Below are 20,881 nucleotides of genomic sequence, written 5' to 3'. Positions count from 1 at the left end.
GTTATTTCTCCTCGTTCTCTATCAATTTATAATATGCATAAAATGGTGCGTTCTTATCAAATGGAAACTCATCTGTTTCATATTCACCCATTTTTATAAAATCAAATTTTTCAAACAGTCTTTGTGCACGTTTATTAAGTGAAAATGTATCCGTTATGATAATAGGCGTGCCTGCTTCTGTAGCAATATCAATGGCAAATTGCATCATCTTCATTGCGACACCTTTATATTCAGGATTTGTAGCCATTCTATGAATGGCATATGCGCCGTCAGTATTAGCTGGCCAGTCAAATTGTTTATACCATTCAGCTTGTTCTTGATTGACACATATATATCCGGCAATGACATTGTTTTCTTCATATAGATATAAGTCGCCGTTATCTATATCTTCGTAGAAATGCTTCTCTAATGGATAACGATGATCCCATTGAGGATTCTGATCGTGTTCCATAATCGATTTAGCCGTTTCTGTTAATTGATTAATATGTTGAATATCTGATCTTGTTGCTTTTCTCAAACTAATTTCCCCCATTTACTTATGCATATATTGAATTGCTTCATCAAGTTGTTTATCTTCACTACGGATTTTCTTGCGTAAAAGTTCAATAAATTTCTTAGTTGTATCATCTGTGAAAATACCATTTGCTGTTAAATCTTGATCACTTTGGAATGATTTAACTTGAGATGTCAGTTGGGCATCAAAATTGTCATTTTCATTGTTAATATTATACCCTAAAGCGTTCAAACCAATCTTAATTGATTTAATTTCTTTAGATCGATCGCCTTCTTGGTAAGTCTTACTTGGATCGATTATTTCTATTTCTTCATATTTAGGTGCTTTAATGGTTTTATCTGGTTGAATACCTTTTTTATGAATATAAGATTTGTTAGGTGTTAACCATCTCATGTTTGTATATTTCAAAATGCTAGAATCGCTAAATTCTTTATGAACTTGTCCGATACCTTTACCAAAAGTCGTTGTACCTAGGACATCTGCAATTTTATAATCTTGTAATGCGCCAGCAAATATTTCTGCAGCACTTGCGGAACCTTTATTAACGAGTACTGTATAGTCCATATCGTCAATACCAGACATTTTGTCGTTTTCAGTTTCAACTGCTTGTGGTTTATCACCTTTCGTTTCTAAATATATAACAGGTTTATTTTTATCTACAAACAAGTTAACACTTGTCAAAACTTCATCTAATAAACCACCTGGATTGTTTCTTAAATCTAAAACGACATGTTTCACTTTATCTTTTTTCGCTTGTTTCAATGCGGATTGTAATTCTTTCGTTGTTTTATTTTGGAACTTAGAAATTGCAATGACCCCAGTGTCTTTTTTCTTTGTATAATCGACACTTGTAAGATGAATTTTGTCACGCTTAATTTTAACATCAAAAGGTTCTTTACCTTCTCGTTTAATGGTTAACGTAACAGTTGTCCCTTTTTTACCTCTTACTTTTTTAACAATTTCATTTAACGATTTATTTTTAATCGATTCATGATCTACTTTTGTAATAACATCTAAAGATTTTACGCCAGCTTTTTCAGCAGGAGAATCTTTCATAGGACTCGTAATTCTAACGTAGCCATCGTGCATTTCCATTTCTGCACCAATTCCAACAAAATCACCAGAAATTTCTTCGTTATAACTTGTTGTATCTTTAGCGGATATGTATTCACTATAAGGATCATTTAAAGATTTGATCATACCATCAATAGCGCCTTGTGTTAATTTGTCGTCATCAACATCTTTGTAATAGTCGTTATTAATTTGTTTATAAGCTTTTTCAATTTTGTTAAGTTCTTTTTGTTGATCATTACCAAAGTATAAACCGAATTTATACGAAGCAAACGTCACAACAGCCGTTAATAAGACCGTAACAAATAATATAATAAATAACTTATATAAAGGAAGCGTTATTTGCCGACTTTGTTTGTTTTTAAAAGGTTTCATTTACTCACAACTTTCTTGTCAAATATAATTTATTTTAACAGTTAAATCATATAAATAAAAACACTTTGGTGTGGGAAACAGCAAAGTGAACAAATTAATAAGGAAAAATGTTCATATCGTAGTTATTATGGGTGCTATTAGGGACAGAATTCTGAGAAATGTCTCTAAGTGAGCGCCGTTCTAATTACCAGAATTCGGAATAATGGAAGTTACAGCGTTCTAACTACCAGAATTCAGAATAATGGAAGTTACAGCGTTCTAATTACCAGAATTCAGAATAGTGGTAGTTAGCCCCCATCATCCAACTTTACAAACGAAAAAACACCTCATTTGGTACTGCACCCCTAAAGTTAGAGTAAAAAAACTAACTTTAGGAGGTGTTTTAATATGACAAAATATAGTGATGAATTTAAGTTGAAAGTTGTAAGAGATTATCTAGATGGCCATTATGGTCATCGAAAATTAGCTAAAAAATATAATATACCTGATAAAATTATTATACGAACATGGGTAAAAGCCTTTCAATCATTCGGTGTAGATGGCATTAAAAAGAAACAGAAAAAGACAGTTTATTCTGTTACATTCAAAATAAATGTATTAAACTATATGAAAAGAACAGGCGATTCCTTCCAAGATACAGCGATTAAATTTGGCCTAAATATCCCATCTATTATTGTGCGATGGAAAAAGATATATGACAAAGAAGGTGTGGAAGGACTCGAAAAGCCGAAAGGACGACCTCCCATGAAAAAGAAGAAACAGAAGAAATCTAATCAAAACCTATCACGAGAAAAAGAGTTAGAGCTAGAAAATGAAAATCTTCGATTAGAGAATGCTTATTTAAAAAAGTTGAACGCTTTTCGAGAGAATCCGAGTGCCTTTCTAGAAAAGCACAAGCAGCAGTGGCATTCGAACTCAAAGAAGAAGGATTCAAATTAAAAGATATCTTAGTAAAGGTTGGTATACCAGAAGCAACCTATCATTACCATGCCAAACAATTACAAAAGGAAGATTTAGATAAAGGTTGGAAGAAAAAGATCATTGAACTTTTTCAAAAACACAACGGTAAATACGGCTATCGTCGTATATATTTAGCTTTGAGAAATCAAGGTTATCTCATTAACCATAAGAAAGTACAACGAATTATGCGAGAACTAGGATTAAAATGTCAAAAATTCACACGTAAATCACGCTATCAATCATACAAAGGTACAGTTGGTAAAGTGGCTGAAAATCGCTTGAATCGTAGATTCCATACATCTATTCGACTTCAAAAATTAGTGACAGATATCACTGAATTTAAATGTGCTGAAGAACAAAAATTATATCTCAGCCCTATTATGGATTTATACAATGGGGAAATCATTTCTTATGGTATATCCAGAAGACCAACATTAGACTTAGTACTTCAATCATTGGATAAAGCAGTTACAATCATTAAGCATGAAGCACCATATCGTACGACGATACATTCTGATCAAGGTTGGCATTATCAGCATAATGCATGGATTAGAAGATTATCGGAACAAAGGATTTATCAAAGTATGTCACGTAAAGCGACGTGTGCGGATAATGCTTCTATGGAGAATTTCTTTGGCATCATGAAGCAGGAAATGTATCATGGAGAAGAACTTGTTAACTATGAAACATTAAAAAGAAGAATTGAGGATTACATCTATTGGTATAACAATGAACGTTTGAAATTAAAATTGGCTGGACGAAGTCCAGTACAATACCGAACTCAATCCAGCCAATTAATAGCATAATGGAAACTCTAACTTTGGGGGGGCACTACCTTTCCGTTTGAAAATGAGGTGTTTTACCTTATCTTAGAATTTCAACCATTCTTCGTATGATTCGAATAAATCATCGAAGACACTCATTGGTTGTGTGAACACGGCTTCTGTTTCTAAGTAATCTGAAAGTGTGTGGTAATCGTTTGTGAATTTTGGAAATGATAAGTCTTGGAAGATTAAATCTGCCAACTTACCTACTTCGCTTTTTTCACTTCGTTTTGTTAGTGCGTATTGATAGAAAGAATATTGTTTCATTTATTTCATTTTCACATCAATAGCCTTAGTTTCACCTTTAACTAGACTTTCTAATTTTTCGATATTAATTTCTTCAGCGTCATCTGTGTTTGTAATAATTACAGGACTGATGACTGATTTTACTTTTGATTCGACTGTTTCGATGTCGAATTTTAATAACTCATCGCCTTGTTGAACTGTATCACCAGTGTTAACAAGTGCTTCAAAGCCTTCTCCACCTAATTGAACAGTTTCTAAACCTACGTGTACCAATACTTCTAATCCGTTAGCTGCTTTAATTCCTACAGCGTGATTTGAAGGTTTGAATACATTCACAACTTCTCCATCAAATGGTGCAACTACTACACCTTCTGTTGGTTTAATTCCGAATCCTTCACCCATCATTTTTTGAGCAAATACTGGATCTGGAATATCTTCAATTGCTACATATTCACCTGAAATTGGTGCAAATACTTCAACATTTGTATCTTTTGCTTTGTTACCGCCAAATAATTTTTTAAACATTACAATCTACTCCTCTAATTTTTAAAATGATTTACTAATTCTCCATACCCTAAATCTTCTAATTTATCATATGGAATAAATTGAACAGCAGCTGAATTAATACAATATCTTAATCCGCCAGTTTCTTTAGGACCGTCATTGAAGACGTGACCTAAATGACTATCTGAATCTTCAGAACGTACTTCAGTTCTGATCATACCATGTGTTTTATCAACAAGCTCGATAATTTCTTCATCATCCAACGCTTTTGAAAAACTTGGCCAACCACAATCAGATTCAAATTTTTCTTCTGAAGTGAATAATGGTTTACCAGATAATTTATCTACATAAATCCCTTTTTCAAAGTGATTCCAATATTCATTTTGAAAAGGTGGTTCTGTACCATTTTGTTGTGTTACGAGGTATTCCATTTCATTTAATTCATCTTTACTTTTTTTAAGCATTTTAACGCCCCCAATACTTTTCAATAAATGCTTTACGTCCAGAACCTTGTTGATACCCTTGATAATGTGCGGGATTCTTCAAGTAGTAATCTTGATGGTAGTCTTCCGCAGGGTAAAAGTTCTTGTACGGTTTAACTGGCGTAATGACTGGTTTATCAAAAATATTTTGTTCATTTAATTGATTGATTTTGTTATGCGCTATTTCTTCTTGTTCTTTGTCGTGGTAGAAAATAACAGGTTCATAACTTTCGCCTCTATCAAAGAACTGACCTTTGTTATCTGTTGGATCAAAAGTCTTAAAGTATATATCTAAAATAGCTTCAAAGTCTGTTTCATCTTCATTGTATTCAATTTGAACAGCTTCAACATGACCGGTTTGATTTGTACAAACTTCTTCATAAGTTGGATTTTCAACATGACCACCACTATATCCGGAAGTCACTTCAATAATACCAGGGAATTCATTGAAAGGTTTAACTAAACACCAAAAACATCCCCCAGCTAACGTTGCATATGCCATAGTTGTACCTCCTTTCATGATGTTAGGTTACTTTAACTTAATATCAAAGTACCATTTTTTGTCTGAAATATCTAATGTTTGAATTTGTATAGACTCAACATTATCAATATCCAACTGATTTAAAGATAAATTGAATGATTCATCTTTAGGATTTACATGAATATATGGTGGAAGTTCACTATATTTTTTGATTTGAGATAGAATAAATGGATTTGAAATATTTAATTTACCAATATCTATCGATTGAATTTTGAAATAGATTGTATCGTTATTTAATTTTTTAGGTTTCGTTTGTAGTGTTATATCAATATCTTTACCTAAAATTTTAGTACGAGTATCAAATGATAATGATTTCTTAGTGATGCGTGATTGAATATCATAATCTTTCATAGAAGTATTCATTAACGATTCTAATTGTGCATTATCAAAAGAAATGGTGAAATCTTTCTTAGTTTGTTCTGTGTTTATGGTTGGATGGTTTGTATCGTCTGAAATTTGAGACCATACATAAGCTAGAGCACCAAGTATTAGAATAATTAATATAATAAAAGCATAAAACCAAGCTCTATGATTCATCCAATGTTTATTTTCCATAGAAGAACACGCCAATTGCACCTTCACCAGTATGTGTTGAAACGACTGGTGTCGTCACTGCAGTATCAAACAAGTGGAAATTTTTCTTTTCTTTAATTGTGTTCATCAATTTCGTCATCAATTGTTCTGCATTCGCATCTGCAATACCTATTTTAATAAGTTCTTTCTTCTCTAAGAAGACATCTAATTCTTTCATTAAATATTTAACGATAGCATTTTGCGTTCTTGCGTTATGCATCATTTCGATTTTTCCGTTAATCAATTCGCCGATTGGTTTAATATTCATCAATGAACCGAGTAAGCCTTTCGCTTTACCGATTCTACCGCCTTTAATTAAGTTGTCGATATTACCAATGACCACAAATAGTCTTAAATTATTTTTAATCACTTCAATTTCTTCAACGATTTCTTCAACAGTCTTACCTGCGTTGATCATCTTCACGACTTCTTCAATTTGGAACCCGTAAGCTAATGAAATAAATTGACTATCCACAACTGTAACTTTACTTTCTGTCATTTGAGCTGCTTGTTGAGCTGCACTAAATGTACCAGATAACTCAGAAGTCATATGAATACTAATAATTTCAGAACCATCTGCTCCTAACGTGTCATATGTTTCAACAATTTTACCAATTGGTGGCTGACTTGTTTTAGGTAGTTCTTTAGCGTCTTTCATTTTTTCTAGAAATTCTGATGAGCTAATATCCTCTTGGTCTACGTACGTAACACCATCGATTAATATATTTAGGGGTACGACAGTAATGTTGTTTTCTTCTAAAAAGTCTGCTGATAAATCTGTCGTCGAATCAACAACTATTTTAATTTTTGACATAATGATTCTCCTTTAATGATTGAACAGTATTACTAATTTTTCCTTGTACAAATTGACTTACTTCTTGCATGGTCTTATCTTCAAAAATAGAAGGCTCAATTGGGTCTAGAATGTGTACATAAACATCGCCAGGGACCATTTTTTTAGAATCTTGAGCTTCCATGATTTTAGACGTGCCATAAATTGCAATAGGTACAATTTTAACTTTAGCTGATTTAGCTAATTTAAAAGAACCTGCTTTAAATTCTTGCATTTCTCCGCCTTTACTTCTACTACCTTCAGGAAAAATTAATAAAGAATGTCGTTCTTTTAATTTATTAATACCATCTTTTATCATTTGTAAACTTGCGCGTCTATTTGAACGATCTAAATATATGCAATTCATTTCTTCCATCCATGGACTTAAAAATGGAATTTTTTGAACTTCAGTCTTTGATATAAATCCAAATGGTTGTGGTAAATGAGTAATTAATACAGGAATATCAAAATTACCTTCATGATTTGAAATGTATAATACAGGCTCATCAAATGGTTCTGTATTGCCAGACAAGTGTGTTGTAACACCAGCTGAATCTAGAATTCGTGAAGCCCATCTTTTTGCATATAAAAAGATCATTTCATCTTGTTTACGGACATCATTAATCAATGTCTTCTTATGCTTAACTTTGTTTAATTGTGAAGACACAAGTGCTGCATAACCTATAATATAACCGATTGTTTTCGTCGTTCTTAACATACTATTTTTTCCTTTCCAAATGCATATAAGTGTGTGGTAAAGTGTTTTTTTCATCGAGTTCGCCAGATTCAGATGAAAGAACCGTCCAATCTTTGAAGTCGTATGGAGGGAAAAAGGCATCACCTTGAAACTTATCTTCTATTACTGTTACATACATATCGTCAACGCGGTCCATCATTTGTTCATAAAGTCCTTGACCACCAAAGATAAAGATATGTCCATCAAGTTGATTGATTTCATCTAAAGAATGAATCACATCGACACCTTCGTGTTCAAAAGATGGATTTGTCGTTAATACAACATTACGTCTATTCGGTAATGGCTTACCTAAAGAATCAAATGTTTTTCTTCCCATCACGATCGTATTTCCAGTTGTCAATGCTTTAACTCTTTTTAAGTCATTTGGTAAATGCCATGGCATCTTGTTGTCTAAGCCAATTACGCGATTTTGATCATGACAAACTATTATTGATTTCATTTAAATAACTCCTTTTTAAACTGCAATAGGTGCTTTAATACTTGGATGTGATTCGTAACCGTCAATTTCTAAATCTTCGTATTCAATATCAAATAATGATTTATCTGTGTTGATATTAAGTTTAGGTGCATCGTAAGAATCTCTTGAAAGTTGTTCATTTATTGCGTCTATATGGTTTTTATAAATATGCGCGTCACCAAACGTATGGACAAACTCGCCTACTTCTAATCCACATTCTTTCGCAATTAAATGTGTTAATAAACTATAACTTGCAATATTAAAAGGCACACCTAAGAAAATATCTGCACTTCGTTGATATAATTGACAGCTTAACTTTTCGTCTTTCACATAGAATTGGAATAATGTATGACATGGTGGTAATGCCATCGTATCTATTTCAGTTGGGTTCCAAGCAGAAATAATATGGCGTCTTGAATTAGGATTTTGTTTAATATTTTCAATTAAAGTCTTAAGTTGGTCAAATCGTTTACCATCTTGATCTTTCCAACCTCTCCATTGTTTACCATAAACATTGCCTAAGTCACCGTATTTTATCATAAAATCATCATCATTCAGAATCTTATCTTTGAATATCGCAAGTTGTGCTTTGTATTGTTCATTAAATTCATCATCTACTAAAGAACGACGACCAAAGTCTGTCATATCAGGACCATCATAGTCATTGCTTTCAATCCATTTCTTGAAAGCCCACTCGTTCCAGATGTTATTCTTATATTGTAATAAATATCTTATATTAGTATCGCCTTTAATAAACCATAAAAGCTCAGTTGCAATTAATTTAAAAGATACCTTTTTAGTTGTTAATAACGGAAAACCTTCAGATAAATCAAATCTCATTTGGTGACCAAATATAGAAATCGTACCCGTACCCGTTCTATCGTCCTTATTCTCGCCTTCTTCTAATACCTTTTTGCATAAATCGTGATACGCTTTATCAAAGTTATTCATTTGAGCACCTCTTTTTCATATTCTCCTGTTACTATATTAACGAAAATAACGGTAATTTACTACTGATATAATATAGAAAATTTCCAGATTATTAGGTATAATGGTTATAAATTAACAAAGTGCTAACAAAACGAAGGAGGCTATTTCAATGAATGAAATTTTTGCTACTTTAGGCTTTTTCTTATTATTATGCTATATGATTAGTATGTGCATTACAGAATAGTATCAATAAGGGGTAATATACAAAAACTGGGACAAACTATTGTCCCAGTTTTTTGCATATAATGGTATAGAATTAAGTGATGTTTAAATTATGAATGTAAGTGCACGAAGACTAGAAGATATCGTGCGACTAGGTACCAAAACAAGCTACATCGCAAGAAGACTTTCGTATAATATTCTCCACCATCACTCATATTTATAATCTTGATTTATTCTCAGTCCATAATGTGTTTTAGTGCTTTTCCTTATACATTGTATTGTATTAAACTTTTTGAAAAGCTCGCTTTTATAATGTGCTTTTACGATTAAATATTTGAACCCCGATACATTTTTGATTTCTGAAGGTATTTCAATATTGCGTGAAAGTTCCCCCATTCTATCGGCTTCATCAAGCGTCTGTTCAAACATATGATCTAAATATAAGATGTCGACCAATTCTGGATGTTGTTCGATCCAATTGTGATAATCATCATTTATATAATGGATGCGTCTTAATTCGTCTTCTGTTAAATAGCGTTTCATGCCTTCAGAAATGACATAATGGATAAGTGGATTTTGTTCTATCGCATATACATTTGCTTGTTGATAATGCTTTAATATTAAATAAGTATCACGCCCAAAGCCCATTGTGCCATCTATGAAATTAAATATTTTAAAGTCTGATATTATTTCATCTAACATTTCAATTAGTACAGGCATCTTATGTTGTTTCATCATATGCAATTTAACTTTGACAGTATCTAAATGAAAATATATCGGTGTATCTGGCGTGAAATAGAGTTTAGGTCCGCTACTTTCAAATACAATTAATGGTGTCGCATCTCGTTGAAACAATTGATTAATCGTTAATTTTCTTCGTTTAATGATTTGAACATTCTGAATGGATGCTAATTTAGATAACACAGAAAATGCATCTTCTACTTGTTTGTAGAGAGATGCATTAGTTTTAACGGCAGTTGTGATACGAATATTAATCACAGTATTCATCAAAAGCGTCTTTAATATCCAAACAGATTTCTTGGATATCTCTTCCTTCAATATGTTCACGTGGCATAAAGTATTTAAGCTCGTTACCTTTAAATAATGCCATTGATGGACTTGATGGTACTTGTGCGATATATTCTCTCATTGTTTCAGTTGCTTCTTTATCTTGTCCAGCAAATACTGTAGCGATTCTTGAAGGTTTTTTATCATTTTGTTGAGCTACAGTAACAGCTGCAGGACGTGCTAAACCAGCTGCACATCCACATACAGAGTTTACGACGATAAATGTTGTTTCATTCGGTTGCGCGTTCTCCATATATTCTTTAACTGATTCTGCTGATTCTAAACTTTCAAAGCCTTGTCCAGTTAATTCACTTCTCATTGGTTGAGCGAGTTCTTTCATGTATTGTTCATATGCATTCATCTTTTATCCCTCTTTCTTTCTATTAGCCATTTGTTTCCAAACTGAACCTAATGCTTCTTCACCATTTTCGATTCTTTCAATTGCCATTTGTACTTGCAATTTAACATCGAATGCTGGATCATCTTGTCTTTTCTTCAATGCTTCTAAAGCAGTTTCATCGCCTTCATCAAATATAAACATAGCTGCACGCCATCTTACAATTTTCTGAGGGTCTTCTAATGCTTCTATCATTACTGGTAAAGCTTCTTTAAATCCTAAATCACTTAAACAGTCACCAGCTGTTCTTCTAACAGAAACAACTTTATCTTTCATACCTTTGTATAAATAAGGTAATGTTTCTTTTGATTCAATCATACCTAATAGTACGATTGCCATTCTGCGTACTTGAGGTTTTTCATCATTTAACGCGACATCTAATAATGGATAATCGTCTTCTGTCGGTGTTGGAAAGTCATTTAACATTCTTAATTTTACTTTCCAATCCTCTTCTTGTTCAAACGTTTCTTTATCAACATGTACAAATTGCTTTTCAGGAATGGTAATGTCACTTGTTAAAGCTTCTTCAACTAAAGCCTCTAATTTCTCTTTAGGGTACAAAGCTAATATTTCTTCTTGAACGGTTGCTAATACTTCCTCTACTTCGCCGTAACGTACACCTAAATCTTCCCATTTTCTTAAAAAGACAACATTATCTGAGTCTTTTGTTGCTTTTAGCATACTATCAATATAAATCTCTGGAAGTTGTTTTCGTTTTTCTTCTTCTTGTGTTGTTAATTTAATTTGATAAGGTATACCTTTAAACTTTAAGACTTCAGCTTTTACTTCACCGAAATGTTCATTTACTTGATTTTCAGCAAAGTCCTCTTCTTGATCTGAACCTGAGATGGCTGCTGTAACGTCTTTAAGTAAAGTATCCCAGTTTTCTTTTGGGCGTTTATCTACAGCGATAAAGTCCATAACATGGAATACAGATTTAATACCATCTAATTGAAGAATACGGTTAATGAATTCCGGATTATGATCATTCACTTCAGTATAAGTATTTGAAGACCTATCTTCTTTCTTAAATGATAAAACGATTTTCATCGTATTTGGGCTTGGTGTCGGTTCAACTCTAACAATTTCCATAATATCCTCCTTATTGCAACTTGTTACCTAATTGTTTAATGCGTATACCGATAGAACATTCCGATATACAATACTGATGTGCTTGGCGTTTACCTTTAGTTTCCCTATAATGTGTCTTTAATAAACACCCTTTACAGTATGTTTCCATCAATTGATCTATTTGTTTAATTGCTTGTTTCTCTTCTTGAGCTAAAATGAGTGTCACTCCCTTACTAGACCGTTATTATAACATTCATCATACAAATTGTTTACGATAAAGCTTATTGATTTTTATAACTTTGAGCCGTATAATAGATAAGTTCGATTATCGCGGTTTCTAAACACCCGCTATATCAAAATTTAGGAGGAACAAAGTTATGTATAATGAATTAATAGGTATTGGAACTTTCTTCGTTACGTTTATATTGATGCTCGTTCTATACCGATTTTTTGGAAAAATTGGCCTGTTCGTTTGGGTTGCTATAGGTACTATTATAGCAAATATACAGGTTATTAAAACAGTAGAACTCTTTTCAGTTAGTGCAACACTTGGAAATGTTATGTTCGCATCAATATATCTTGCAACAGATATATTAAACGATATCTATGGTAGAAAACGAGCACGAAAAGCAGTTTGGCTTGGATTTTCTTCAGTAATCGTCATGGTTATATTATTACAGTGCTCTTTAGCGTTTATTCCTGCACAGGAAGATATCTCTCAAGAAGCGCTTGAAACAATCTTTAATATTGTACCAAGAATTGCACTTGGATCCATCATTGCATATATCATTGGTCAACATTTAGATGTATTACTATTCACATTAATTAAGAAGAAATTCTCATCTGATAGAACTTTCTATATAAGAGCTTACGGAAGTACAGTTATCAGTTCAATAGTCGATACAGCGATCTTTGTACTGATTGCGTTCTATGGTAACTTACCGAACAATGTTGTCTTTGAAATATTCTTTACGACATACTTCTTAAAACTCATCACAACATTATCTAACGTACCGTTTGGTTACATTGCTAAATCAATGTATAGAAATGGTAAGATTAGCGAATAATTTCATACAATTCCAATAAAAATCCTACCTACTCCATTACAATGGAAAAGGTAGGATTTTGTTATTTATTGAATACTTTCAGATACTCTACATAACTCGTTAAGTAATGTTCGATATCATCTATCTTTACACGATAACCTTCATGTTTAATATAGAATGCCTCTAATGTGCGCTCTGGATTTTGGAAATACATTGCAACTTCAGGATAAAAATAACCTGTTCTCATATAATCTGCTCTTCTATGAATCGTATCAACTAATAAATCAACGTCTATATATTGTTTAATCAACTCAGATTGGTCATGTTGTTTCGCACTTTCTACTATATTATATGTAGCCATTAACATGCCTAGTAATAATGGATCTGTAGACTGACGATTTTGTACGTTATTCAAATGTTCTCCTAAATTTTGAAAAGCAAATTGATAATATTTTTCTTCTGGTTCTATTTGAATCAATACTTCTGTACTATAACTTAACCAGTAGTCATGGTGTTTCCAATATGATTTTTGAATAAATTTTTCGTAAAGTAATTTGGCAGTATTCAACCATTCTTCATTTTGATCCAGTTGATATAATTTTAATAATGCTAGTGCTGCTTGACCTTCATAATAAATGAATCTAAATGATTCTTTAACTGATAAATCTGGATAATTCAATACATGAGTTGTTTCTCCGTTCTCATCAATCATATTTAATAAGCCTTTCGCTACATTTTGAGCTGCTTTTAAATACTTCTTATTCGAACGACCGTATTGTATATAACCACATACAGCTAGTATAAATGCAGCGTTCTGACCTACTTTAATTTCATTAATATAATGTGTATCATCAAATACATAAGTTGCACCTTCGTGTTTATGTAAATAATGATTGATAATGTAATCTATCGGTTTCTTAGCTAAACTTACGTTCTTCTTCAAATAAGATAATGATTTAATAAATGCATATGTTGTAGAACTATGACATAGGTTGTTATAAGTATTGATATTGATATCAAAGTGTGGAAAATAGCCATAATGATACTTACCATTATCTTGTATAAGTTTCATCAAATAATCTGTATTCGTTTGAATCATACGATCAATTTCAACTGGAAGATTATCTACTGGTCTTAACCCTTTCTTGTAACTTTCTTGTTCTAAATTTATAACCTGTTCATCTTCAATAAAAAAACTCTTTGTATAGAATCTCTGAACTACTTTGCCTTCATAATCTTTGTGTAAATACAAATTATAATTCTTCTTATACTTTCTTAAATAATGATTGATATTTTTCTCAGAAAGTATGAATATCCCTTTCTCGTTTGTAGGTCTAATAAAAGCATTGCTGTTTATTTCTTCTGGTAAAAATGCTAGATGCCAATTGGAATCTAATACAAAACCATACTCAACATGATTTCTAGTTGTATGAACTAAGTATTCTTTTAAATTATCAAATGGGATGTCTTCAACAGATGTTACAATATCAATTTTAATCCATTTGGCCGCTTTACCACTCTTCTTACGATATGTTTCGATAAATTTAATCATTTGATTACTGTTCGATAATTTAAAGCTTTTAACAACGGCTTTAACTTTAGGATGCCCAATACTTATAAACAACCTTTCACAATCAGAATGTTCACTTATAATACTTTTAATTTGCTGTTTAGCATTCACACTCTTTCATTCCTTTCAATTTCAATATATGTATATAAATTTTTTAATCTGAATTCAAATATGTATAGACAAAAATGAAAATACTCATTATATTTTATTGTTCTTCTTCTTGTTTTTTACGACGACCGAATAAGAATAATGAGCCAAGTCCTGCGAATAAGCTTCCGAATAAAGTAGCATTTTCAGCAGGTGTTTCACCAGTGTCTGGTAATACTTTTGCTTGTTCTTTGCTATCTTTATTCATCATGTTATCTTTAGAACTTTCCATACCATTAGTGCTTTGTTGTTGTTCATTTTGTGCCATATGTCCAGCATGATCAGCAGCTTTGCTATCCATACCATCCATATTGCTAGAACCAGCATCTGTGTTATCAGAAGCTTTTTCAACTACAACACCAACAGTTACAGTTTGTTTAGAACCATCAGGGTAAGTAACAGTTACTGGAATATCAACCATAGTACCAGGTGTTACATCTTTCGGTGGAACAACTGTAATGTCGCCAGAATTAGGGTCTACAGTTACAGTCCAACCACTTGGAACTTTGTCAGCTGGAACGTCAAACTTCGTACCAGGTGGTAATTCTTTATCACCAGTTTGAGGTATTTTAGCTTCAGTACCAGGTTTAACTGGAGTTGAGCTATCACCATATCCAGGGTCATTTGAAGCAGCTTGACTAGGTATAGTAATATCTGGTTTACCGTCACCGTCTTTATCTGTTGGTGTATTTGACTTAGGATCAGATTCATCTTTATTAGGAATACCATCTTTGTCAAAGTCTTCGTCACCATCAGGAATTCCATTTCCATCAGTATCAGCTTTAGTTGGGTCAGTACCAATTAACTCTTCATCTTTATTGCTTACACCATCACCATCGATGTCGTTGTCATCTTTATCTGGGATTCCATCTCCATCAGTATCTTTGTCTGAATCAGAATCAGAGCTAGAATTTGAAGTACTGTTAGAGTCAGAACTACTATCAGTGTTGCTATCTGAAGTTGAGCTTGAATTACTGTCACTATCAGAAGTACTGTTTGAATCAGAAACTGAATTAGAGTCTGAGTCAGATGTACTGTTGTCATCTGAAGTAAAGTTACTGTCAGAGCTGCTGTCTGTATTAGAATCAGAGTTCATGTCAGATCCACTATTAGAGTTAGAGTCTGAGTCAGAAGAGCTGTTGTCATCTGAAGTAGAGTTACTATCAGAGCTGCTATCTGTATTAGAACCAGAATCATTGTTAGAGTCAGAGTTCATGTCAGAACCGCTGTTAGAGTTAGAATCTGAGTCTGAAGAACTGTCAGTAGCTGAATTGCTATCAGTTGTAGAGTCAGAACTGCTATCAGTGTTACTATCTGAAGTTGAATTACTATCAGAGCTGCTGTCTGTATTAGAACTGCTGTTAGAGTCTATGTCAGAACTACTATCTCCCTTATTATCCTTAGGTGTAGTGATATCAGGTTTACCGTCACCATCAGTGTCTTTAGGAGTAGTGATATCAGGTTTACCATCACCATCTTTATCAGTCACTTCATCTGATGTAGGATCAGATTCGTCTTTGTTAGGAATACCATCTTTATCGTGGTCTTCATCTCCATCACTTGTACCATTACCGTCAGTGTCTGGGTTAGTTGGATCAGTACCGATAAGTTTTTCATCCTCGTTGTTAACGCCGTCACCATCGATGTCGTCGTCTTCACCATCAGGAATGCCATCTCCATCAGTATCTTTTGGAGTTGTGATGTCAGGTTTACCGTCACTATCTTTATCAGTTATTTCAAATGAATTTGGATCAGATTCGTCTTTGTTAGGAACACCGTCACCATCGAAATCTTCGTCTCCATCATTTACACCATCACCATTAGTATCTGAATCTAACGGATCAGAACCGATAAGCATTTCATCTTCGTTGTTAACGCCGTCGCCGTCGATGTCTGGATCATCTTTGTCAAGAACGCCATCTCCATCAGTATCATCTGGAGTTGTAATATCAGGTTTACCATCACCATTTTCATCTGTTGGTTTATCAGATTTAGGATCAGATTCATCTTTGTTAGGGTATCCATCACTATCAAAGTCCTCGTCACCATCATTCTTACCATTACCGTCAGTGTCTGGGTTAGTAGGATCAGTACCGATAAGTTTTTCATCTTCGTTGTTAACGCCGTCTCCATCGATATCTGTATCATCTTTATCTGGTATGCCATCTCCGTCAGTATCTTTCGGAGTTGAGATGGCAGGTTTACCGTCACCGTCTTTATCTGTTGGTTTATCAGATTTAGGATCAGATTCATCTTTGTTAGGAATACCGGCACCATCGTGATCTTCATCACCATCAGGAATACCATCATGGTCAGTATCAGGATTATTCGGATTAGTACCAATAGCTTTTTCATCTTCGTTGTTTACACCATCACCATCGATGTCAGTATCTTCTTTATCAGGAATACCGTCACCATCAGTGTCTTTAGGTGTTGTGATGTCAGGTTTACCGTCACCATCTTTATCAGTTGGTCCATCTAATGTTGGATTAGACTCATCTTTGTTAGGTATACCATCACTATCGTAATCTTCGTCACCATCACTTACTCCATCACCGTCTGTATCAGGTTCATATGGATCAGTGCCGATAAGTTCTTCGTCATCGTTGTTAACACCGTCACCATCGATATCGCGATCATCATTATCTTGGATACCATCACCGTCAGTATCTTGAGGCGTTGTGATATCAGGTTTACCGTCACCATCATCATCGTGATCTTCGTCACCATCAGAAATGCCGTCATTATCAGTATCAGGATTGTATGGATTAGTACCAATTAATTTCTCATCTTCGTTGTTGATACCATCACCATCGAAGTCAGTATCCTCTTTATCAGGCGTACCATCACCATCAGTATCTTTCGGAGTTGAGATATCAGGTTTACCGTCACCATCTTCATCCGTTGGTTTGTCTAATGTTGGATTAGATTCCTCTTTGTTAGGAATATCATCGCTATCGTAATCCTCGTCACCATCACTCACACCATTACCGTCAGTATCAGGATTTGTTGGATCAGTACCGATAACTTTTTCATCTTCATTGTTTACACCATCACCATCGATGTCAGTGTCATCTTTATCTGGGATGCCGTCGCCATCAGTGTCTTTAGGTGTATCAATATCAGGTTTACCATCGCCATCTTTATCAGTTGGTTTATCAGAATTTGGATCAGATTCATCCTTATTAGGAATACCGTCACCATCATGATCTTCATCACCATCTGGTTTACCATCGTGATCAGTGTCAGGGTTTGTAGGGTCAGTACCGATAACTTTTTCGTCTTCGTTGCTTACGCCATCACCGTCGATGTCGTTGTCATCTTTATCAGGTGTACCATCGCCATCAGTATCCTTCGGAGTTGTGATGTCAGGTTTACCGTCACCATCTTTGTCAGTTGGTTTATCTGAAGATGGATCAGACTCATCTTTATTAGGAATACCATCGCTATCATGGTCTTCGTCACCATCACTCACACCATTACCATCAGTATCTGGGTTGTTTGGATCAGTACCAATAACTTTTTCGTCTTCATTACTTATGCCGTCACCATCGATGTCTTTGTCATCTTTATCAGGTGTACCATCTCCATCAGTATCTTTGTCTGAATCAGAATCAGAGCTGCTGTCAGTGTTGCTATCTGAAGTTGAGTTACTATCAGAACTGCTGTCTGTATTAGAACCTGAGTCATTGTTAGAATCAGAACTACTATCTGTAGCTGAGTTACTATCAGTAGCAGAACCAGAATCTTTATCAGATTGGCTATCAGAGCTGCTATCTGTGTTAGAACCAGAATCGTTGTTAGAATCAGAGTTCATGTCAGAACCACTATTTGAATTAGAGTCTGAAGAACTGTCAGTAGCTGAACTACTATCTGTAGCAGAATCAGAAGAACTGTCAGTAGCTGAATTGCTATTGTTATCTTCTACTATCACCCTGGCAGGTATTATTTCAGAAGAACCATCTGGATATTTAACTAAAACTGGTATGTCTTTTTTGTCTCCAACTGGTGTTTCTGATGAAGGTGTAACAGTAACAGCACCTGTCAATGGATCAACTGTAGCAGTATAACCTGTTGGAAGATCATTTTTAGGTATCTCAAACTTAGTACCTTCAGGATAATCACGCTCAGTTAAAGGAATATCAATAGATGTACCGCGTTTAACAGGAACTGGTTCTCCTCCATAACTTGGTTCGAAAATTTCACTGTCAGGTTTTACTACTGAAACCGCAACTCTAGTTACTTCAGAAGTACCATCTGGGTACTTAACTAAAACTTCAATAGGCTCTATTTCATCACCATTAGCATTAGCTGGAGTTGTTACAGTTAACTCACCAGTATTAGGGTCAACTTGAACATCCCAACCGTCAGGAACACTACCATTAGGAATTTCAAATTTTGTTTTAGGTGGTAAAGTGCTATCACCTTTTTGTGGTAATTTAATAGTATTACCTGGAGTAGTTTCAGTATCTTCATATCCAGGAGTATGATCATTAGCTTGGTTTGAAACTACTTTTACTGGAACAGAAGTATCGTCAGAAGAACCATCTGGATACTTAACTTTAACTGGAATATCAGCTTTATCTCCATTATTTGCATCAGCCGCAGGTGTAACAGTTACTACACCAGTGTTAGGATCAACTGTAGCAGTCCAACCTGCAGGAATATCAGCACCTTCGGGAATTTCATAAGTTGTACCAGGAGGTAGATCAGTATCACCAGTTTGTGGTACATCTACAGCTTTACCAGGTTTAGTAGGAACAGGTTGATCACCGTAGTTTGGCTCATTATTTTGAGCATCATTTTTCTCTACTTTAACTGGAACAGATGTATCATCAGAAGAACCATCAGGATATTTAACTTTAACTGGAATATCCGCTTTAGTTCCAGGAGTTGCGTCAGCCGGAGTTGTAACAGTTGCTACATCAGTATTAGGATCAACTGTAGCAGTCCAACCTGCAGGAATATTAGCACCTTCAGGAATTTCATAAGTTGTACCAGGAGGTAGATCAGTATCACCAGTTTGTGGCACATCTACAGCTTTACCAGGTTTCGTTTCTGTTGGTTTATTACTGTATCCTGGATTGTTAAGACTAGCGTTAGTTCCAGAACCTCGCTCAACAATTTTCTTACGCATTGGCGTTGTTATGTTTTCTTGAGTACTTTCTACTGTAGTTTTTTCACCAGTATTAGGATCAATATTGTAAACTTTTGTAATAGTTTTAGTACCAGCTTGACCTGGGTCTACAACTTTCTCAGTACCAGCAGCTAAATCTGGATTGTTTCTATATTCAATTTCAACAGGAATTTCTGCAGTTGATACTTCTTTAGCACCAACTTCAACAATCTTATCTTGTTTAGGTGTACTACTAATTACTTCACTAGTAGGGTTTGATATGTACTGAACCCAAAAATCTAAACCTTAATTAGTATATTATTTCAAAGGTTTGTCTCCTGTAATTTTTGGGAGATAAGCCTTTTAATTTTGATTTGATTCTTTCGTTATTATAAAAATCGATATATCGATGAATAGCTTGTTCAAGGTCCTGAAAATCTTTAAATTCTTGGCCATAATACATTTCTTGTTTAAGTAACCCAAAAAAGTTTTCCATAACTGAATTATCTAGACAATTACCTTTTCTAGACATACTCTGAAATATTTTATGGTCTTTTAATAATCTAGTGTATTGTGAATGTTGATAATGCCAGCCTTGATCTGAATGAATCGTTAAACGATGATCTAGGTTTGGACGACGCTTTATCATTTCTTTTAATGGATTGATGACTATATCTAATGTAGGACGACTTGAGATTTTAAAGCTGATAATCTCTGAACTATATAAGTCCATAAAAGGTGATAAATATAATTTCTGACCATTCATTAATTTGAACTCTGTAATATCTGTTACGACTTTTTGAAATGGGAGACTTGTTTTAAATCTACGATTTAATATATTTTGAGCTACTTTACCAACTTTACCTTTAAAGGAACGATACTTACGACCTCTATGTGTGAACTTTGTACAAGTTAGATTATGTTCTTTCATAATTCTTAGTACTTTTTTATGATTTACGATAAGACCTCTATTTCTTAGTGCTTGTGTAACACGACGATAACCATAGGTATGGTTTGATTCTTCACATATTTCTTTTATTACTTGAATCAATGTTTCATCTTTATCAGCTTTACTAAATTTATTTATCCAATAATAGTATACAGATTTAGCTATTTGAGCGACTTTAAATAAGATACTTAATCGTATATTATATGTTTCATTTAGTTCCTTAATGACC

Annotated in this window: 21 protein-coding genes and 1 pseudogene; 3 read left to right on the top strand and 19 right to left on the bottom strand. The window is 33.9% G+C overall.

Annotated elements, in window-relative coordinates; translation table 11 throughout:
- Position 1: 1 nt before the first annotated feature.
- Together MUA60_RS07985 and MUA60_RS07980 are read right to left on the bottom strand one after the other, a co-directional pair.
- A complete protein-coding gene (locus MUA60_RS07985; protein WP_262647811.1) occupies positions 2-532 on the bottom strand; it encodes a GNAT family N-acetyltransferase in 531 nt (176 codons plus the stop codon).
- Positions 533-1,960 (bottom strand): S41 family peptidase, encoded by a 1,428-nt coding sequence (locus MUA60_RS07980; protein WP_262647810.1) that lies wholly within the window; start codon positions 1,958-1,960, stop codon positions 533-535. It abuts the gene before it with no gap.
- Positions 1,961-2,347: 387 nt separating this feature from the next.
- On the opposite strand from MUA60_RS07980, the gene MUA60_RS07975 reads away from it, so the two are divergent.
- Both MUA60_RS07975 and MUA60_RS07970 read left to right on the top strand, forming a co-directional pair.
- Positions 2,348-2,899 carry a transposase gene (locus tag MUA60_RS07975; protein ID WP_262647809.1) on the top strand — a complete coding sequence of 184 codons (552 nt, stop codon included), beginning with the start codon at positions 2,348-2,350 and terminating at the stop codon, positions 2,897-2,899.
- Entirely contained in the window at positions 2,863-3,726 is an 864-nt protein-coding gene (locus MUA60_RS07970; protein WP_103361549.1) for an IS3 family transposase, read from the top strand. Before MUA60_RS07975 ends, MUA60_RS07970 begins: the two co-directional genes overlap by 37 nt.
- 63 nt (positions 3,727-3,789) lie before the next feature.
- Here MUA60_RS07970 and MUA60_RS07965 read toward each other — a convergent pair whose 3' ends face one another.
- The 13 genes from MUA60_RS07965 to MUA60_RS07905 all read right to left on the bottom strand — a co-directional run bounded on the left by MUA60_RS07965 (position 3,790) and on the right by MUA60_RS07905 (position 12,050).
- The gene (locus MUA60_RS07965; RefSeq protein ID WP_262647808.1) at positions 3,790-4,011 is read right to left on the bottom strand and encodes a YozE family protein; all 222 of its coding nucleotides are present in this window, start codon (positions 4,009-4,011) and stop codon (positions 3,790-3,792) included.
- Positions 4,012-4,515, bottom strand: a complete 504-nt coding sequence (locus MUA60_RS07960; RefSeq protein WP_262647807.1) for a PTS sugar transporter subunit IIA — start codon at positions 4,513-4,515, stop codon at positions 4,012-4,014. It lies immediately after the preceding gene.
- Between the two features lie 14 nt (positions 4,516-4,529).
- Positions 4,530-4,958 carry a peptide-methionine (R)-S-oxide reductase MsrB gene (gene msrB, locus MUA60_RS07955; RefSeq protein ID WP_262647806.1) on the bottom strand — a complete coding sequence of 143 codons (429 nt, stop codon included), beginning with the start codon at positions 4,956-4,958 and terminating at the stop codon, positions 4,530-4,532.
- A gap of 1 nt (position 4,959) precedes the next feature.
- The gene (gene msrA / locus MUA60_RS07950) at positions 4,960-5,478 is read right to left on the bottom strand and encodes a peptide-methionine (S)-S-oxide reductase MsrA (protein WP_048542967.1); all 519 of its coding nucleotides are present in this window, start codon (positions 5,476-5,478) and stop codon (positions 4,960-4,962) included.
- A 27-nt stretch (positions 5,479-5,505) separates the two neighbouring features.
- Positions 5,506-6,072 carry a DUF2140 family protein gene (locus MUA60_RS07945; protein ID WP_262647805.1) on the bottom strand — a complete coding sequence of 189 codons (567 nt, stop codon included), beginning with the start codon at positions 6,070-6,072 and terminating at the stop codon, positions 5,506-5,508.
- Positions 6,062-6,904 (bottom strand): DegV family protein, encoded by an 843-nt coding sequence (locus tag MUA60_RS07940; protein WP_262647804.1) that lies wholly within the window; start codon positions 6,902-6,904, stop codon positions 6,062-6,064. Before MUA60_RS07940 ends, MUA60_RS07945 begins: the two co-directional genes overlap by 11 nt.
- Entirely contained in the window at positions 6,891-7,640 is a 750-nt protein-coding gene (locus MUA60_RS07935; protein ID WP_262647803.1) for a lysophospholipid acyltransferase family protein, read from the bottom strand. Before MUA60_RS07935 ends, MUA60_RS07940 begins: the two co-directional genes overlap by 14 nt.
- A gap of 1 nt (position 7,641) precedes the next feature.
- Positions 7,642-8,118 (bottom strand): dihydrofolate reductase, encoded by a 477-nt coding sequence (locus MUA60_RS07930; RefSeq protein ID WP_262647802.1) that lies wholly within the window; start codon positions 8,116-8,118, stop codon positions 7,642-7,644.
- Positions 8,119-8,133: 15 nt separating this feature from the next.
- A complete protein-coding gene (locus tag MUA60_RS07925; protein ID WP_262647801.1) occupies positions 8,134-9,087 on the bottom strand; it encodes a thymidylate synthase in 954 nt (317 codons plus the stop codon).
- A gap of 408 nt (positions 9,088-9,495) precedes the next feature.
- On the bottom strand, positions 9,496-10,296 hold the full coding sequence (locus MUA60_RS07920) for a class I SAM-dependent methyltransferase (RefSeq protein ID WP_262647800.1): 801 nt from the start codon (positions 10,294-10,296) through the stop codon (positions 9,496-9,498).
- On the bottom strand, positions 10,280-10,717 hold the full coding sequence (locus MUA60_RS07915) for a BrxA/BrxB family bacilliredoxin (protein ID WP_025906276.1): 438 nt from the start codon (positions 10,715-10,717) through the stop codon (positions 10,280-10,282). Before MUA60_RS07915 ends, MUA60_RS07920 begins: the two co-directional genes overlap by 17 nt.
- A gap of 3 nt (positions 10,718-10,720) precedes the next feature.
- On the bottom strand, positions 10,721-11,845 hold the full coding sequence (locus MUA60_RS07910; RefSeq protein ID WP_262647799.1) for a virulence factor: 1,125 nt from the start codon (positions 11,843-11,845) through the stop codon (positions 10,721-10,723).
- A gap of 10 nt (positions 11,846-11,855) precedes the next feature.
- Entirely contained in the window at positions 11,856-12,050 is a 195-nt protein-coding gene (locus MUA60_RS07905; RefSeq protein ID WP_353463798.1) for a zinc-finger domain-containing protein, read from the bottom strand.
- Positions 12,051-12,201: 151 nt separating this feature from the next.
- On the opposite strand from MUA60_RS07905, the gene MUA60_RS07900 reads away from it, so the two are divergent.
- Entirely contained in the window at positions 12,202-12,891 is a 690-nt protein-coding gene (locus tag MUA60_RS07900; protein ID WP_262647798.1) for a queuosine precursor transporter, read from the top strand.
- Positions 12,892-12,952: 61 nt separating this feature from the next.
- On the opposite strand, the gene MUA60_RS07895 is transcribed toward MUA60_RS07900, so the two are convergent.
- The 4 genes and pseudogenes from MUA60_RS07895 to MUA60_RS07885 all read right to left on the bottom strand — a co-directional run bounded on the left by MUA60_RS07895 (position 12,953) and on the right by MUA60_RS07885 (position 20,877).
- Positions 12,953-14,551 (bottom strand): poly(glycerol-phosphate) alpha-glucosyltransferase, encoded by a 1,599-nt coding sequence (locus MUA60_RS07895; protein ID WP_262647797.1) that lies wholly within the window; start codon positions 14,549-14,551, stop codon positions 12,953-12,955.
- Between the two features lie 94 nt (positions 14,552-14,645).
- Complete coding sequence (locus MUA60_RS07890; RefSeq protein WP_262647796.1) at positions 14,646-19,724, bottom strand: Rib/alpha-like domain-containing protein; 5,079 nt, start codon at positions 19,722-19,724, stop codon at positions 14,646-14,648.
- Between the two features lie 33 nt (positions 19,725-19,757).
- Positions 19,758-19,883 (bottom strand): annotated as a pseudogene (locus MUA60_RS15550) (G5 domain-containing protein); the annotation flags it as partial.
- A gap of 130 nt (positions 19,884-20,013) precedes the next feature.
- Positions 20,014-20,877 carry an IS3 family transposase gene (locus MUA60_RS07885; RefSeq protein ID WP_262650532.1) on the bottom strand — a complete coding sequence of 288 codons (864 nt, stop codon included), beginning with the start codon at positions 20,875-20,877 and terminating at the stop codon, positions 20,014-20,016.
- Positions 20,878-20,881 lie beyond the last annotated feature (4 nt).

The sequence above is a fragment of the Mammaliicoccus sciuri genome, from assembly GCF_025561425.1.
GTDB classification, from domain to species: domain Bacteria; phylum Bacillota; class Bacilli; order Staphylococcales; family Staphylococcaceae; genus Mammaliicoccus; species Mammaliicoccus sciuri_A.
Note: the sequence above shows the minus strand (reverse complement) of the source record. Positions and strands in the feature narration are given on the sequence as shown.

Coding starts and splice junctions, on each gene's coding strand:
- MUA60_RS07985 (WP_262647811.1), bottom strand. CDS start 532: ATGGGGGAAATTAGTTTGAGAAAAGCAACAAGATCAGATATTCAACAT.
- MUA60_RS07910 (WP_262647799.1), bottom strand. CDS start 11,845: ATGGAAATTGTTAGAGTTGAACCGACACCAAGCCCAAATACGATGAAA.
- MUA60_RS07945 (WP_262647805.1), bottom strand. CDS start 6,072: ATGGAAAATAAACATTGGATGAATCATAGAGCTTGGTTTTATGCTTTT.
- MUA60_RS07975 (WP_262647809.1), top strand. CDS start 2,348: ATGACAAAATATAGTGATGAATTTAAGTTGAAAGTTGTAAGAGATTAT.
- MUA60_RS07930 (WP_262647802.1), bottom strand. CDS start 8,118: ATGAAATCAATAATAGTTTGTCATGATCAAAATCGCGTAATTGGCTTA.
- MUA60_RS07940 (WP_262647804.1), bottom strand. CDS start 6,904: ATGTCAAAAATTAAAATAGTTGTTGATTCGACGACAGATTTATCAGCA.
- msrA (WP_048542967.1), bottom strand. CDS start 5,478: ATGGCATATGCAACGTTAGCTGGGGGATGTTTTTGGTGTTTAGTTAAA.
- MUA60_RS07965 (WP_262647808.1), bottom strand. CDS start 4,011: ATGAAACAATATTCTTTCTATCAATACGCACTAACAAAACGAAGTGAA.
- MUA60_RS07935 (WP_262647803.1), bottom strand. CDS start 7,640: ATGTTAAGAACGACGAAAACAATCGGTTATATTATAGGTTATGCAGCA.
- MUA60_RS07925 (WP_262647801.1), bottom strand. CDS start 9,087: ATGAATAACTTTGATAAAGCGTATCACGATTTATGCAAAAAGGTATTA.
- msrB (WP_262647806.1), bottom strand. CDS start 4,958: ATGCTTAAAAAAAGTAAAGATGAATTAAATGAAATGGAATACCTCGTA.
- MUA60_RS07920 (WP_262647800.1), bottom strand. CDS start 10,296: ATGAATACTGTGATTAATATTCGTATCACAACTGCCGTTAAAACTAAT.
- MUA60_RS07915 (WP_025906276.1), bottom strand. CDS start 10,717: ATGAATGCATATGAACAATACATGAAAGAACTCGCTCAACCAATGAGA.
- MUA60_RS07960 (WP_262647807.1), bottom strand. CDS start 4,515: ATGTTTAAAAAATTATTTGGCGGTAACAAAGCAAAAGATACAAATGTT.
- MUA60_RS07900 (WP_262647798.1), top strand. CDS start 12,202: ATGTATAATGAATTAATAGGTATTGGAACTTTCTTCGTTACGTTTATA.
- MUA60_RS07890 (WP_262647796.1), bottom strand. CDS start 19,724: ATGCGTAAGAAAATTGTTGAGCGAGGTTCTGGAACTAACGCTAGTCTT.
- MUA60_RS07980 (WP_262647810.1), bottom strand. CDS start 1,960: ATGAAACCTTTTAAAAACAAACAAAGTCGGCAAATAACGCTTCCTTTA.